The sequence below is a fragment of the Serratia sp. BIGb0234 genome, assembly GCF_024809915.1.
Taxonomy (GTDB): domain Bacteria; phylum Pseudomonadota; class Gammaproteobacteria; order Enterobacterales; family Enterobacteriaceae; genus Serratia; species Serratia liquefaciens.
Window position 1 is genome coordinate 144,571 of the sequence record NZ_JANUEI010000009.1, and the last position, 14,704, is coordinate 159,274.

Genomic DNA, 14,704 nt, shown 5'->3' on the forward strand with positions numbered 1-14,704 from the left:
TATTGATTAGTGGATATTGAATTACTGTGCCGTTCTGTTGCTTAATCGTTGGAAACAGAGACAGGTTTATAAGAGATACGGCAATGAAAAAACAGTTTATTCAAAAACAACAACAAATCAGCCTGGTTAAATCCTTCTTCTCACGCCAGCTGGAACAGCAGCTTGGCCTGATCGAAGTGCAGGCGCCGATCCTCAGCCGCCTGGGTGACGGTACCCAGGATAACCTGTCAGGCAGTGAGAAAGCGGTGCAGGTAAAGGTCAAAACCCTGCCGGAAGCCACCTTCGAAGTGGTGCACTCACTGGCGAAATGGAAACGTAAAACGCTGGGCAGCTACGATTTTGGCGCCGGTGAAGGCCTGTATACCCATATGAAAGCATTGCGTCCTGATGAAGATCGTCTGAGCGCGATCCATTCGGTCTACGTCGATCAATGGGACTGGGAGCGGGTGATGGGGGATGGTGAGCGCAGCCTGGATTACCTGAAAAGCACCGTGAGCAGTATTTATGCGGCGATTAAGGCCACTGAAGTCGAAGTGAGCCGCGAATATGGCTTAACGCCGTTCCTGCCGGAGCAGATTCATTTTGTTCATAGTGAAACCCTGTTGCAACGCTACCCGGAACTGGATGCCAAAGGCCGTGAGCGGGCGATTACCAAAGAGCTGGGTGCGGTATTTCTGATCGGGATCGGCGGTAAGCTGTCGCACGGCAAATCACACGATGTCCGTGCGCCAGATTATGATGACTGGACGACACCGGCGGCAGAAGGCCTGGCAGGTTTGAACGGCGATATTCTGGTCTGGAACCCGGTATTGCAGGATGCCTTCGAGCTTTCTTCTATGGGGATTCGCGTTGATGCCAGTGCGCTGAAGCGCCAGTTGGCGCAAACCGGCGATGAAGATCGTCTGGCGCTGGAGTGGCATCAGTCATTGCTGCGTGGCGATATGCCGCAGACTATCGGTGGCGGTATCGGCCAGTCACGCCTGGTGATGCTGTTGCTGCAACTGTCGCACATTGGTCAGGTGCAGTGCGGCGTGTGGTCACCGCAAGTGCGTGACGCGGTCGAAGGGCTTCTGTAAAAATCAGCGCCGCCAGCGGCGCATCAAGCGGCTTTTTAACCCGGTATCAAAGCGCCAGATATGATCGAAGATGCGCATGATGCCGGGTTTGCCATAGCTGGACATTGCCACCGCGTGAAAGCGCTGCTGGTGGTTCTGCTGCTGCTGTTTGACCTTCTTTATGACCTCCTCCGGCAACCGCTGGGCAATAAAGTCAGAAATGATCACCGCATCCGCGTCGAACCAGCCGCTCTCCGCCATTTTACTCACCGTGGCGTTCAGGCAGGCTGCCAGATCGGTGCCGCCGCGAAACTGCTGACCGAGAAAACGCACTGCCTGTTCAATTCCGCTGGCGGCCGTAAGCTCGTAATGCACTATCTGGTTGGCGAACAGCATGATGTAGCAGCGGCGATTATCCGCCAGCGCAATGCGCAGCAGCGCCAGACAAAACGCCTTGGCGCACTGCTCATTGAACCCACCCATGGAGCCTGAGGTATCGACACAGACGATAAACGGGCCGCGTGGCTGCTGATCCTGCTGCTGGTGGGTGACCTGCCGGATCGTTATCTGTTCCTGCCAGACATCGCCCTGCAGGCGGTAGCTCAATAACTGCTTTTCCAGCAGGCGCCGGTAAAACTCAAATTCCAATTCTTCGATACCCAGCGTGACCAACTCAGGCGGCAGCAGGCGCAGAATATCGTCGCTCTGATGAATACCGCTGACCTCTTCCGGCAGCGTGGCGGGTACCTGCACCATGACGCGAAACGGCTCTGGCAAAGCATCCTGTTGCTGTACCGCTTTGGCCTGATAGCTGCGCCCAAGCTGCTGCGCCAGCTTTTTCAGCTCCGGCTGTTGCTGCAGGAAGTTGCCGTATTCCACCAGCCGTTGATAATCGCCGCGCTGAAGATGGCCTTTGCTCATGTCCCACAGTCGCCCGGCGGCGGTGTCGTTTTCCGACAGCAGCGGTTCCAGCGCCCCACTCAGTGCCAGACGCTCCTGCAGCTCTGCCATCAGCTGTTCGCGTTCCTGTTCCAGCAACTGGTGGTGCATCATGGTGGCCTGCAGCGTCAGGCTGATACGCCAGCGTTGTAAAAACAGGGTCTGGAAACTGTCGTCCAGCGGATGATTGGGCAGATCGGCGGCGTCCACCAGCGAGCGGGCCTGCTCATAGAAAGGAGAAACCAGCTGGCGCAGCAGGTCCAGAGTGTCATTGAGGTTATGAAAGAACTGGGTATTGTTCTCTAACTGGCACTGTTGATAGCGGTAAAATTCTTGCGCCAGCGCAGGTGGCACCATGGCTTCATGCAGACGCTGTTTCAGTTGCAGCTTCCAGCGCGGCAGGTCGCGATCCAGCGCCCGGCGGATCGCCGGAAACTTCTTGAAGAAAATCGACAGCTGCGGGGCCGCCAGCATACCGATGATCATTTCCTCGATCAGTTCACCTTCGGTGATCGCCAGCAGCAGATCGAGCGTTTCCAGGCTGAGCATGCTTACTGACCGCGCATCTGCTGGTGCTGCTGTTTGATTTGTTCCGCCACCTGCAACAGGCTGGCCTCAATTTTTGCCAGCCTGGCGGCCGGGGTAAACAGGCAGGGCTGATGCTGACTGAACAACCGGCGCTGTTCCGCCAGACGCTGAGCCAACTGGTCCATTTCGTCGAGCATTGCCTGAGGTGTTCCCCCGGTCTTTATACCGGGCAGGGCCAGCAGCGAAGGCTGACGACTGACGTCCAGTACCGTCAGATGCAGTTTTTCGTCCACTTCCAGATCGATCTGCTGGGCAAAGCCGATGCCGTTCAGTTTGGCGCGTACGTCGCCGCCTTTTTGCAGCCAGTTTTCCAGCACGCTGTTTTCAATACTCAGATGGTTGACCTGAATATCATGCAGCTGCAGCGGTTTTTGCAGCAACAGTGTCAGGGGGCCGGTGCCGAGCGGCGTGGCCAGGGCAAACTGCGGCTTTCGGCTGAACATGCCGCCTTTTTTTACCAGTGTGATCGCCTGACTGTCGCTCTGCTGTTGTTGGTGCTGCAGCCAGCGGGTGTGGATCTGTTGCAGCTGGATCAGCAGCGTTTGCTGTTGGTAGGCCGACTCGTTCAGCAACTGCTCTACTTGCTGCTGCAGCAGTTTTAGCGAGGTGAGATCGTGCCACAGGCAGTCTTTCAGCAGCAGCAGGTCGATCGGGGCCACGGCGTCGCGACCACTGAAAAAGGCGCAGGCCTGCAACAGGCGCAATGCCTTTTTCCATCGGCGATCGGAAACGTAAGGAGCATGGTCCAGCGCATCCAGCCGCTGACGCAGTTGGAATATCAGTTCGAAGCAGCTTTCAGGCAGCTTGATTTTGTCGATCTGCGATTGCCACTGGTGATACTCCTCGTCGGTGATGCTCAGGGCTTCCGGCACCGGGTTTTCATTCTCGTTCTGGCGGCTGACCAGCAACGAGCGAAAGTTCTGCTTGTCCTGCACTTTGTCCAGCCACAGGCGTATCAGCATGCGGTCGTACAGCGCTTCCAGGCTGCTGTCGGCTTCCGGTAGTTCGTTGGAGGCGGTGACCAACAGCCGCAGGGGGATCGGTTCCTCCGCGTTGCCGTTACGGAAGCGACGTTCGTTGATCGCGGTCAGCAGGGTATTGAGGATTGCCGGGCCGGCTTTCCAGATCTCATCCAGAAATACGATTTCCGCTTCGGGCAGGTAGCCGGCGGTCAGGCGCTGATAGCGGCCTTCGTCTTTTAACGCCTGGATGGATAACGGGCCGAACACCTCTTCCGGCGTCGAGAAGCGCGTCATCAGGTATTCAAAGGAGCGCGCATGGCGAAAGGCGAATTTTAACCGGCGTGCAATCAGGCTTTTGGCAATGCCCGGTGGACCGAGCAGGAACACGCTTTCACCGCTGAGCGCCGCTAGCAGACACAGGCGAATGGCTTCCTGACGTTCATAAAGACCGCTCTCCAGCGCGCTGCTGAGGCGGGAAATCCGTTCTGCAAGAAGTGATGATGGCGCCATATTATTGTCGTGTTGTCCGAGAGTTAGCCAATCTTGGTGGATAATCCGATGATAAACCACCATTATTTTTAATGGTATAGCTTGTTGATTAGTAAAATCTTTCTATTATCAAAAGAGCGGCCGGTTCACATTTTGTTTATTTTTTGGGTCTGATATAAGAGTAGGCAAGCAGTATAAATCGTGCATACTGTGCGCCTTTTAGTGGGCGTAACGGATCTTAGAGCCCGTATCTCTGGCTGATGCGGATGCATCGCTAACGGATGTTCTAATAAAGAAACGAATTATGAGCACAGAGCATAAACAGTCCTTATCGGCGGTAACCCTGGCGGCAATTGGGGTGGTTTACGGTGATATCGGCACCAGTCCTCTCTATACTCTCAGAGAGTGTTTCTCCGGCCATTACGGCTTCGATGTTCGTCCAGACGTAGTTTTCGGCTTCCTGTCGCTGATTTTCTGGATGCTGATCATCATTGTTTCCCTTAAATACCTCACTTATGTCATGCGGGCAGATAACGCCGGCGAAGGCGGGATCCTGACGCTGATGTCGTTGGCCGGGCGTAATACTTCAGCGCGCACTACTGCAGTGTTGGTGATCCTGGGCCTGATTGGCGGCAGCTTCTTCTATGGCGAGGTGGTGATCACCCCGGCGATATCGGTGATGTCCGCGATAGAAGGGTTGGAAATCGCCGCTCCGTCGCTCGATGGCTATATCGTTCCGCTGTCGATTCTGGTGCTGACGCTGCTGTTCGCCATCCAGAAACACGGTACCGGCAGCGTCGGTAAGCTCTTTGCACCGGTGATGCTGCTGTGGTTTATCGTCCTGGCGGTACTGGGGGCGCGCAGCATTATGGCTAACCCGGAAGTGTTGCAGGCGTTGAACCCGAAATGGGCGCTGAACTTCTTTATTGAATATAAGAAGGTTTCGTTCTTTGCGCTGGGTGCGGTGGTGCTGTCGATTACCGGCGTTGAGGCGTTGTACGCCGATATGGGCCACTTCGGCAAATTCCCTATTCGCCTGGCCTGGTTCACCGTGGTGCTGCCTTCACTGGTGCTGAACTATTTTGGCCAGGGCGCTCTGTTGCTGAAAAATCCGGAGGCGATCAAGAACCCGTTCTTCCTGTTGGCGCCGGACTGGGCGCTGATCCCGCTATTAATTCTGGCGACGCTGGCCACGGTTATCGCCTCGCAGGCGGTGATCTCCGGCGTGTTCTCCCTGACCCGTCAGGCGGTGCGCCTGGGTTACCTGTCGCCAATGCGCATCATCCATACGTCTGAGATGGAATCCGGCCAAATCTACATTCCGGTGATCAACTGGACGCTGTATATCGCGGTGGTGCTGGTGATTGTCGGTTTCGAACACTCCAGTAATCTGGCGGCGGCCTACGGCATCGCCGTGACCGGCACCATGGTGCTGACCAGTATTCTGGTGACGTCGGTGGCGATTAAAAACTGGCACTGGAATCGCTTCTTCGCCGTCGGCATTCTGGTTGTCCTGCTGATTATCGACATCCCGATGTTCTCCGCCAACGCCCTGAAACTGTTCTCGGGTGGTTGGCTGCCGCTGATGTTGGCGCTGGTGATGTTCATCATCATGACCACCTGGAAGAGCGAACGTTTCCGCCTGCTGCGCCGCATGCACGAGCACGGCAATTCCCTGGAGGCGATGATCGCCTCGCTGGAAAAATCGCCGCCGGTGCGGGTGCCTGGCACCGCGGTCTTTATGTCACGCGCCATCAACGTGATCCCTTTTGCGCTGCTGCATAACCTAAAGCACAACAAGGTGCTGCACGAACGCGTGGTGCTGTTGACGTTGCGTACCGAGGATGCACCTTACGTTCACAACGTGCGGCGAGTGACCATCGAACAGCTGTCACCGACCTTCTGGCGGGTGGTGGCCAGCTATGGCTGGCGTGAAACGCCGAACGTTGAAGAAGTGTTCCACCGCTGCGGGCTGGAAGGGCTGCCGTGCCGGATGACGGAAACCTCGTTCTTTATGTCGCACGAGTCGTTGATCCTGACCAAACGGCCGTGGTACCTGTTCCTGCGCGGCAAGCTGTTTATTGCATTGAGCCGCAATGCGCTACGCGCGCCGGACCAGTTCGAGATCCCGCCCAATAGGGTGATCGAGCTGGGAACCCAGGTCGAGATTTAACTCCCCCTCAAGGGCTCAGCCACCGCTGGGCCCTTTCTGTTTAACCCCGTCATACTTGAAGCTGCCTCTTTGTTGGCTGCACCAGCTCATCCCGATCACATAGTGGATTATGCTCCCGGGAATTCGCAGGCTTGCCGCCGCGATGCAACGTCAATTATTTAGGGTATCTGTTCTCGGTAACACGAGCGAAACGTTTCGATGACGATCACACTTCTGCATTATCCCGGTTGCCTTCTACTGACGTTTTTTTAAACTCCAGACACAAGCGAAACGTTTCGCTGGTGGAATGAGAAGAACAAGATGAAAAAAGGCGTGTTGCTGAATGCTGATGTCTCTGCCGTGGTTTCCCGTCTCGGTCATACCGATCAGATAGCTATCGGTGATGCCGGTCTGCCTATTCCGGCGGCCACACAGCGCATCGATTTGGCGCTGACTCAGGGGGTGCCGACTTTTCTACAGGTACTCGAGGTCGTGACGCAGGAGATGCAGGTCGAAAGCGCCATTCTGGCGGAAGAGATCGTTAAGCAAAATCCACAGCTTCATAGCGCGTTATTGGCTCAGCTGACCGAACTTGGCCAACGCCAGGGAAAGAGCATCAGCCTGAGCTATATCAGCCACCAGGCTTTTAAAGCACAAACGGAACACTGCCGTGCGGTGATCCGCAGCGGGGAATGTTCGCCCTACGCGAACGTGATCCTTTGCGCCGGCGTAACTTTCTGAGGCACTTATGCAACCTTTACTGCAACTGAAAGGGATCGATAAAGCCTTTCCCGGCGTGAAGGCGCTTTCCGGCGCTGCGCTCAGCGTGTACCCGGGCAAGGTGATGGCGCTGGTGGGGGAAAACGGCGCCGGGAAATCCACCATGATGAAGGTGCTGACCGGCATTTATAACAAAGACGCCGGCAGTCAGTACTTTCTCGGAAAAGAGGTGGCGTTCAACGGCCCAAAGGATTCGCAGGAAGCGGGCATCGGCATCATCCATCAGGAACTGAACCTGATCCCGCAATTGACCATTGCGGAGAACATCTTCCTCGGGCGTGAGTTCGTTAACCGTATCGGCCGCATCGACTGGAAGCGCATGTATGCCGAAGCAGACAAACTGCTCGCACGACTGAACCTGAGTTACAGCAGCCACCGGCTGGTGGGGGAACTGTCGATCGGCGATCAGCAAATGGTGGAAATCGCCAAGGTGCTGAGCTTCGAATCGAAAGTCATCATTATGGATGAGCCGACGGATGCGTTGACCGATACCGAGACGGCCTCTTTATTTAAAGTGATCAATGAACTGAAGGCCGAAGGGCGAGGGATTGTTTACATCTCCCACCGGCTGAAAGAAATTTTTGAAATTTGCGATGACGTCACGGTGTTTCGTGACGGGCAGTTTATCGCCGAGCGTCCGGTCAGTGAGCTGCAGGAAGATTCGCTGATAGAAATGATGGTCGGCCGCAAGCTGGAAGAACAATACCCGCGCCTCAACCAGCCGCGCGGTGAAAAACGGCTGGAGGTCAGTCAGGTTTCCGGTCCGGGTGTGCATGACGTCAGCTTTACGCTGTACCGTGGCGAAATTCTTGGCGTCGCCGGGTTGATGGGCGCCGGGCGAACCGAACTGATGAAAATTCTCTACGGGGCAGCACCGCGCAAGGCCGGCACGGTCAGCCTCGATGGCCGCCAGGTGGTCACTCATTCTCCACAGGACGGTTTGGCGAACGGCATTGTGTATATCTCCGAAGACCGCAAGCGCGATGGTCTGGTGTTGGGGATGTCGGTGAAGGAAAACATGTCGTTGACCGCGCTGCGCTATTTCAGCCGTGCCGGCGGCAGCCTGAAACAGGCCGAAGAACAGCAGGCGGTGGGGGATTTCATCCGCTTGTTCAATATCAAGACGCCGTCGATGGAACAGCCCATTGGCCTGCTCTCCGGCGGCAATCAGCAAAAAGTGGCAATCGCCCGCGGCCTGATGACGCGGCCAAAGGTGTTGATCCTCGATGAACCGACACGCGGTGTCGACGTCGGTGCCAAAAAAGAAATCTATCAGTTAATTAACCAGTTCAAGCAGGAAGGTCTGAGCATCATTCTGGTGTCGTCGGAAATGCCGGAGGTCATGGGCATGAGCGACCGCATTCTGGTGATGCACGAAGGACACCTTAGCGGCGAGTTCCCGATTGAACAGGCCACCCAGGAAGCGTTGATGGCTGCGGCCGTTGGCAAGCAATACGGCGTAAAGCAGGAGTAATCAGATATGAGTTCCCAGAGTGTGGCAAAGCGCTGGTTCAGTAAAGAGTGGCTGTTAGAGCAAAAATCACTAATTGCTCTGCTGGTGCTGATCGCCGTGGTCTCTTCAATGAGCCCGAATTTCTTCACCCTAAATAACCTGTTCAATATTCTGCAGCAAACCTCTGTTAACGCCATTATGGCGGTGGGGATGACGCTGGTGATCCTCACTTCCGGCATCGATTTGTCGGTGGGATCGCTACTGGCGTTAACTGGTGCGGTAGCGGCATCGATCGTGGGCTTTGACGTCAACGCGGTGGTGGCCGTGGCGGCGGCACTGGCATTGGGGGCCGCGGTCGGCGCCTGTACCGGGGTGATCGTTGCCAAAGGCAAGGTGCAGGCATTTATTGCGACCCTGGTGATGATGCTGCTGTTGCGCGGCGTCACCATGGTGTACACCAACGGCAGCCCGGTGAACACCGGCTTTACCGACGTGGCCGATACTTTCGGCTGGTTCGGTATCGGCCGGCCGCTGGGCGTACCAACCCCGATCTGGATCATGGCGATCGTCTTTATCGCTGCGTGGTACATGCTGCACCATACCCGCCTGGGCCGCTATATTTATGCTCTGGGCGGCAACGAGGCGGCGACCCGCCTGTCCGGTATCAGCGTTGATAAAGTGAAGATTATCGTTTATTCGCTTTGTGGTTTGTTGGCGGCGTTGGCGGGCGTGATCGAAGTGGCGCGCCTGTCTTCCGCGCAGCCGACCGCCGGCACCGGCTATGAGTTGGACGCCATTGCCGCAGTGGTGCTGGGCGGTACCAGCCTGGCCGGCGGCAAGGGCCGCATTGTTGGTACCTTGATCGGGGCGCTGATCCTTGGCTTCCTGAACAACGGATTGAATTTACTGGGTGTTTCTTCTTACTACCAAATGATCGTGAAGGCAGTGGTGATACTGCTGGCGGTTCTGGTAGAGAACAAAAGCAACAAATAATCTCCCCCTACAGGAATCACGATGATGAAAATGAAAAAACTGGCAATTTTGGCTTCAGCCTTCGCACTGAGCGCCACCCTGAGCGCTAACGCGCTGGCGAAAGACACCATTGCGCTGGTGGTTTCCACGCTGAACAACCCGTTCTTTGTCTCAATGAAAGAGGGGGCGCAGCAGGAAGCCAACAAGCTGGGTTACAACCTGGTGGTGCTGGATTCGCAGAATAACCCGGCGAAAGAGCTGGCTAACGTGCAGGATCTGATGGTGCAGGCGCCTAAGCTGCTGCTGATTAACCCAACCGATTCTGATGCGGTCGGTAACGCCATCAAGATGGCCAATCAGGCCAAGATCCCGGTCATCACCCTGGACCGCGTGGCGAGCAAGGGCGAAGTGGTCAGCCATATCGCTTCGGATAACCGCGTTGGCGGCAAAATGGCCGGTGATTTCATTGCCAAAAAAGTGGGCGCAGACGCTAAAGTGATCCAACTGGAAGGGATCGCCGGTACCTCCGCTGCTCGTGAGCGTGGCGAAGGCTTTAAACAATCACTGGATCAGAACAAATTCAAACTGTTGGCCAGCCAACCGGCAGATTTCGACCGTACCAAAGGCCTGAACGTGATGCAGAACCTGCTGACCGCTCACCCAGATGTGCAGGCGGTGTTTGCCCAGAACGATGAAATGGCGCTGGGCGCCCTGCGTGCGCTGCAAACCGCCGGTAAAACCGACGTGGTCGTGGTAGGCTTCGACGGCACTGCCGACGGCGTGAAAGCGGTTGAAGGCGGCAAACTGGCGGCTACCGTCGCGCAGCGTCCGGATCAGATCGGCGTGATCGGCGTAGAAACTGCCGATAAAGTGCTGAAAGGCGAGAAAGTGTCGGCTACCATTCCGGTGGATTTGAAACTGGTCACCCAATAAGTCATACCAGCGCCATCAAAACGGGGCGTTTATGATGGCGCGTAATTCAGGAATCAATGCGATGGCAACAGGTAAGCTGGTGGTTCTGGGCAGTATCAATGCCGACCATATCCTTAATATTGAGCAGTTTCCTCGCCCGGGCGAAACGGTGATCGGGAAACAGTATAAAGTGGCGTTTGGCGGCAAGGGCGCAAACCAGGCGGTGGCGGCTGGGCGCAGCGGTGCAGATATCGCTTTTATCGCCTGCGTGGGTGCCGATGACATCGGTGAACGCGTACGTCAGCAACTGGCAAGCGATCGCATTGATACCCAACCGATAGAAGCTATTGCCGACAGCACCACGGGCGTCGCGCTGATTTTCGTTAATGCGGAAGGCGAGAACGTGATCGGCATCGATGCGGGTGCCAATGCCGCAGTGACCCCCGATTATCTTGCACGTTATCAGCAAAAGGTTATCGACGCCGACGCGTTGCTGATGCAGCTCGAGTCTCCGTTGGAAACCGTTATCGCAGCCGCCAGCCTGGCGAAACAGCATCAGACGCAGGTTATCCTTAACCCGGCACCTGCTCGTGAGCTGCCGGACGAGCTACTGGCGACTATCGATATGATTACGCCAAACGAAACCGAAGCTCAGCGCCTGACCGGTATTGCGGTCAATGACGATAATGATGCCGCGCGCGCCGCTCAGGCGTTGCACGATAAAGGTATCGCAACGGTGATCATCACCCTTGGTAGCCGTGGTGTGTGGCTGAGTGAGAACGGCAACGGCAAATTGGTACCCGGTTTCAAGGTTAAAGCGGTCGATACTATCGCCGCTGGCGATACCTTCAACGGGGCGCTGGTCACGGCGCTGCTGGAAGGCAAAACCATGGCGGATGCGGTGCGCTTTGCTCATGCAGCAGCGGCAATTGCGGTGACCCGTCCCGGCGCCCAACCTTCCGTGCCCTGGCGCGAAGAGATTGACGCCTTCTTGCAGCAGCAGGAGTAACCCCCTTGGCCACCATGAAAGATGTCGCCCGCCTGGCGGGTGTTTCAACCTCAACGGTTTCGCACGTCATTAATAACAATCGCTTTGTCAGCGACAGCGTGCGAGCCAAAATCATGGCGGCCATAGAACAACTGAACTATGCGCCTTCCGCCCTGGCGCGCAGTCTCAAACTGAATCAGACGCGAACCATCGGCATGCTGGTCACCTCCAGCAACAACCCCTTTTATGCTGAGGTGGTGCGTGGCGTCGAGCGCAGTTGTTATGAACGTGGCTACAGTTTGATCCTGTGCAATACCGAAGAAGATGCTGCGCGCATGAACCGTAATATGGAGACGCTGCTGCAAAAGCGCGTCGACGGTTTGCTGTTGATGTGTACCGAAAACCATCGGCCATCGCAGGATGCGCTGAGTCGCTACCCGTCTCTACCAATAGTGATGATGGACTGGGCGCCGTTCGAAGGGGCTAACGACATCATCCAGGACAACTCTTTGTTGGGTGGCGAGATGGCGACCGATCATCTGATCGCTCGCGGGTATCGCAAAATCGCCTGCATCGCCGGCCCGCAGGATAAAACCACGGCACGTCACCGATTGGAAGGCTATCGCAGTGCCATGCAGCGTGCTGGGCTGGCGATCCTGCCGGGGTATGAAGTGCACTGCGATTTTGAATTTGAAGGTGGTGTCATCGCCATGAAACAGCTGTTGGCCTTGGCTGAGCCACCCCACGCGGTGTTCGCCGGCAACGACGCGGTCGCGGTGGGGGCTTACCAGGCGTTGTATCAGGCTGGGTTATCGGTACCGCAGGACATGGCGGTGATGGGTTACGATGATATCGAACTGGCCAAATACCTTGCGCCGCCGCTAAGCACTATCCATCAACCTAAAGATTCGCTGGGCGAATTGGCGATCGATGCGTTGATCAACCGCCTGCAGAATCCGGAACGTGAAGCTCAGGTTCTGGTACTGACCCCTGAGCTGGTGGAACGCGCTTCGGTTGGCCGCCGCTAGCGGGTAGCTTCGGCTTCTTTCTTGCTGTCACGGCCACTGATCAGATTTCGACCGTCCTTCCTTTTTAACAGCATAAAGACAAATGCTGAGGCCAGGGTGACAATCCCCATGGTGATAAAGGTGTAGTGGAAGTGATCGACCATGGTGCCGAGCGACATAGATTCATAGAAACGTAGCACTGCTGCGCTGATCGCCACGCCGAAGCTGATGGAAAGCTGCTGAGTAACCGCCAGCACGCTGTTGCCGGAACTGGCATTGGCATCGTTTAAATCCGCCAGGCTGATGGTATTCATGGCGGTGAACTGTGTAGACATCGCCATCCCCAGCACGAACAGCGGCAGGATCATCAACCACAGCGGCATTCCCGGGCTTTGTAATGCAAACTGGGCGATCAGCACGCCGATAATCAACGTGATGCCAACCAGCGTTTTGCGATAGCCGAACCAGCGCAGCACTTGAGTCACGGTGGATTTCGCCATCAGTGAGCCGATGGCCGTCGGTGCCATCATGCAGCCCGCAATAATCGCCGAGTAACCGAAACCGACCTGCAGCATCAGCGGCATCAGGAACGGCACGCAGCCGGTACCCAGGCGTGAAGCGACATTGCCGGCGATCCCTACGGAGAAGGTGCGAGTCTGGAATAAATCCAAACCAATCAGTGGCTGAGGGTGCCTGCGGGCATGAGCGATATAGCCGAATAGCATCACCACGCCGCTGAGCAGAATACCCAGTGAGATATAGCTGGCCAGCACCTGTTCCCCAAACAGCTCAAGCCCGGTAGAAACCAGCACCAGACTCAGGCCAAACAGCATAAAGCCGAGGAAATCGAACCGACGCTTGGGCGTGGTGAAGTCCGGCATATATTTGCGTGCATAGAAGATGCCGAGCAGGCCAATCGGGATGTTGATAAGGAAAATCCAGTGCCAGGTGGCGTAGGTGACCAGCCATCCCCCCAGCATCGGCCCCATGATCGGGCCAACCAGCCCGGGCATGGTCACGAAGTTCAGAACCGGCAACAGCTCGCTGCGCGGGTAGGCGCGCAACAGGGCCAAACGTGCTACCGGCATCATCATCGCACCACCAACGCCCTGAATGACGCGTGAGGTCACCAACACGCTTAGCGTTGGGGAAAGCGCACACAGCAGCGAACCGAGAGTAAATAGCGAAACCGCAAAGATAAATACCCGCCGGGTACCGAAACGGTCTGCCAGCCAGCCACTGACCGGGATCAGCATGGCAACCGTCAACGTATAGCTGATTACGGCAGACTGCATTGCCAGTGGCGAGCGCTCCAGGCTTTGCGCTATCGCAGGCAACGCCGTGTTGAGGATGGTGGCGTCCAGCGCCTGCATAAAGAATGCCATTGCGGCGATCCAGGGGAGCCCTGCCATACTGCGCGCGGATTTAGTCATTATGATTCCCGGTTAACTGTCGTATTTGTCCCTTCATTGTTCTTCTATATATAAGTAGGGCATGAGTTAGTCTTTCTTTCTGAGCAAGACTTGGCAGGCGGCTAATGCCCCTGCGCCGTCGCCGGCGAGTATCGCATCGACAATGGCCTGATGGTTCTGGAGCTTAATCACTTCGTTACCGGTGATGGCGCGGAAGTAACTTTGATACACCGAACTGAACAGGTTGGCGAATGAGGTTAGAAACGGATTACCGCTGGCCTCATAGATAAGCTGGTGGAACTGGGTATCGACCTGGATCCAGTGCTCGCGGTCAAACTGAACATGCAGTGCCCGCATTTCCGCCATCAGTTCAGCCAACCGTGCGGTTTGCTGCGTGCTGGCGTTGGCAGCCGCCAATGAGCAGGCCTGAGGTTCCAGCGAGGTTCGCAGGATAAGGAAATGCTGCATCACCTGATCGAAGTTCTCTTTTGTCATCCACCAGGTCAGTAAATCCTGATCGAGAAAGTTCCACTGGCTTTGCGGCATGACCCGGGTGCCGATGCGCGGACGGGGGAGCAGCATGCCTTTGGCGGCCAGCATCTTCACCGCTTCACGTACCGCGGTGCGGCTCACGCCAAATTGTTCCCCGAGTTCCATCTCCCCGGGCAGGATACTGCCGGCCTGATAATCGCCTGCCAGAATTTGTTGGCCGAGTTTTTCTGCAAGTAGATAAGAAAGATTGCGTTGGGCGGCCTGTTGTTGAGCATTAAATTGCATGGCTGCGAGTCCTTACTGACATTGTTACTCTTATTTTACTCTACGGATCGCCAGCTTTAGTCGCTGATTTCCGGAAAAAGTGACGAAAACGCTGGCTTGTGCAGCGTTTTGTCGAAAAATACCGCGCTTGAAAAGTTTTTTGCATTTAGGGGTTGCGGCCTTCTGAGAACTCCCTATAATGCGCCTCCACTGACCGGGAACAACGACTCCTCTAACGA

General features: G+C 56.1%; 13 protein-coding genes. 8 read left to right on the forward strand and 5 right to left on the reverse strand.

Features of this window, described 5'->3' with window-relative positions:
• Positions 1 to 83 precede the first annotated feature (83 nt).
• Positions 84 to 1,076, forward strand: coding sequence for an aspartate--ammonia ligase (gene asnA, locus M2407_RS23690; protein ID WP_020837701.1), 993 nt, complete (start codon positions 84 to 86; stop codon positions 1,074 to 1,076).
• A gap of 3 nt (positions 1,077 to 1,079) precedes the next feature.
• Here asnA and viaA read toward each other — a convergent pair whose 3' ends face one another.
• The gene (gene viaA, locus M2407_RS23695; protein ID WP_046374847.1) at positions 1,080 to 2,543 is read right to left on the reverse strand and encodes an ATPase RavA stimulator ViaA; all 1,464 of its coding nucleotides are present in this window, start codon (positions 2,541 to 2,543) and stop codon (positions 1,080 to 1,082) included.
• Between the two features lie 2 nt (positions 2,544 to 2,545).
• Complete coding sequence (gene ravA / locus M2407_RS23700; protein ID WP_020837699.1) at positions 2,546 to 4,054, reverse strand: ATPase RavA; 1,509 nt, start codon at positions 4,052 to 4,054, stop codon at positions 2,546 to 2,548.
• Positions 4,055 to 4,337: 283 nt separating this feature from the next.
• Here ravA and kup point away from each other — a divergent pair, with 283 nt between their 5' ends.
• The 7 genes from kup (at position 4,338) to rbsR (ending at position 12,318) form a co-directional block, all read left to right on the forward strand.
• Positions 4,338 to 6,206: a low affinity potassium transporter Kup gene (gene kup, locus M2407_RS23705; protein ID WP_020837698.1), complete on the forward strand. Its 1,869-nt coding sequence runs from the start codon at positions 4,338 to 4,340 to the stop codon at positions 6,204 to 6,206.
• 300 nt (positions 6,207 to 6,506) lie between these two features.
• Positions 6,507 to 6,926 carry a D-ribose pyranase gene (gene rbsD, locus M2407_RS23710; RefSeq protein WP_020837697.1) on the forward strand — a complete coding sequence of 140 codons (420 nt, stop codon included), beginning with the start codon at positions 6,507 to 6,509 and terminating at the stop codon, positions 6,924 to 6,926.
• 7 nt (positions 6,927 to 6,933) lie between these two features.
• Positions 6,934 to 8,439, forward strand: a complete 1,506-nt coding sequence (gene rbsA / locus M2407_RS23715) for a ribose ABC transporter ATP-binding protein RbsA (protein ID WP_046374849.1) — start codon at positions 6,934 to 6,936, stop codon at positions 8,437 to 8,439.
• 6 nt (positions 8,440 to 8,445) lie between these two features.
• Positions 8,446 to 9,411 (forward strand): ribose ABC transporter permease, encoded by a 966-nt coding sequence (rbsC, locus tag M2407_RS23720; protein ID WP_259220041.1) that lies wholly within the window; start codon positions 8,446 to 8,448, stop codon positions 9,409 to 9,411.
• Between the two features lie 24 nt (positions 9,412 to 9,435).
• Positions 9,436 to 10,323 (forward strand): ribose ABC transporter substrate-binding protein RbsB, encoded by an 888-nt coding sequence (gene rbsB, locus M2407_RS23725; protein ID WP_041415747.1) that lies wholly within the window; start codon positions 9,436 to 9,438, stop codon positions 10,321 to 10,323.
• Between the two features lie 61 nt (positions 10,324 to 10,384).
• Positions 10,385 to 11,311, forward strand: a complete 927-nt coding sequence (gene rbsK / locus M2407_RS23730; protein ID WP_046374851.1) for a ribokinase — start codon at positions 10,385 to 10,387, stop codon at positions 11,309 to 11,311.
• Between the two features lie 5 nt (positions 11,312 to 11,316).
• Entirely contained in the window at positions 11,317 to 12,318 is a 1,002-nt protein-coding gene (gene rbsR / locus M2407_RS23735) for a ribose operon transcriptional repressor RbsR (RefSeq protein WP_020837691.1), read from the forward strand.
• On the opposite strand, the gene mdtD is transcribed toward rbsR, so the two are convergent.
• From mdtD to M2407_RS23750, 3 genes are all read right to left on the reverse strand, one after another.
• Positions 12,315 to 13,730, reverse strand: a complete 1,416-nt coding sequence (gene mdtD / locus M2407_RS23740) for a multidrug transporter subunit MdtD (protein WP_041415120.1) — start codon at positions 13,728 to 13,730, stop codon at positions 12,315 to 12,317. The genes rbsR and mdtD overlap by 4 nt on opposite strands.
• A gap of 66 nt (positions 13,731 to 13,796) precedes the next feature.
• The gene (locus M2407_RS23745) at positions 13,797 to 14,486 is read right to left on the reverse strand and encodes a FadR/GntR family transcriptional regulator (RefSeq protein ID WP_201895886.1); all 690 of its coding nucleotides are present in this window, start codon (positions 14,484 to 14,486) and stop codon (positions 13,797 to 13,799) included.
• Between the two features lie 30 nt (positions 14,487 to 14,516).
• On the reverse strand, positions 14,517 to 14,704 hold a 188-nt coding region (locus M2407_RS23750; RefSeq protein ID WP_259220042.1), incomplete at its 5' end, for a hypothetical protein.

What these genes read in the sequence shown, in the direction of transcription:
- rbsA (WP_046374849.1), top strand. Translation starts at nt 6,934, where the DNA reads ATGCAACCTTTACTGCAACTGAAAGGGATCGATAAAGCCTTTCCCGGC.
- ravA (WP_020837699.1), bottom strand. Translation starts at nt 4,054, where the DNA reads ATGGCGCCATCATCACTTCTTGCAGAACGGATTTCCCGCCTCAGCAGC.
- rbsK (WP_046374851.1), top strand. Translation starts at nt 10,385, where the DNA reads ATGGCAACAGGTAAGCTGGTGGTTCTGGGCAGTATCAATGCCGACCAT.
- rbsD (WP_020837697.1), top strand. Translation starts at nt 6,507, where the DNA reads ATGAAAAAAGGCGTGTTGCTGAATGCTGATGTCTCTGCCGTGGTTTCC.
- mdtD (WP_041415120.1), bottom strand. Translation starts at nt 13,730, where the DNA reads ATGACTAAATCCGCGCGCAGTATGGCAGGGCTCCCCTGGATCGCCGCA.
- rbsB (WP_041415747.1), top strand. Translation starts at nt 9,436, where the DNA reads ATGAAAATGAAAAAACTGGCAATTTTGGCTTCAGCCTTCGCACTGAGC.
- viaA (WP_046374847.1), bottom strand. Translation starts at nt 2,543, where the DNA reads ATGCTCAGCCTGGAAACGCTCGATCTGCTGCTGGCGATCACCGAAGGT.
- kup (WP_020837698.1), top strand. Translation starts at nt 4,338, where the DNA reads ATGAGCACAGAGCATAAACAGTCCTTATCGGCGGTAACCCTGGCGGCA.
- asnA (WP_020837701.1), top strand. Translation starts at nt 84, where the DNA reads ATGAAAAAACAGTTTATTCAAAAACAACAACAAATCAGCCTGGTTAAA.
- M2407_RS23745 (WP_201895886.1), bottom strand. Translation starts at nt 14,486, where the DNA reads ATGCAATTTAATGCTCAACAACAGGCCGCCCAACGCAATCTTTCTTAT.
- rbsC (WP_259220041.1), top strand. Translation starts at nt 8,446, where the DNA reads ATGAGTTCCCAGAGTGTGGCAAAGCGCTGGTTCAGTAAAGAGTGGCTG.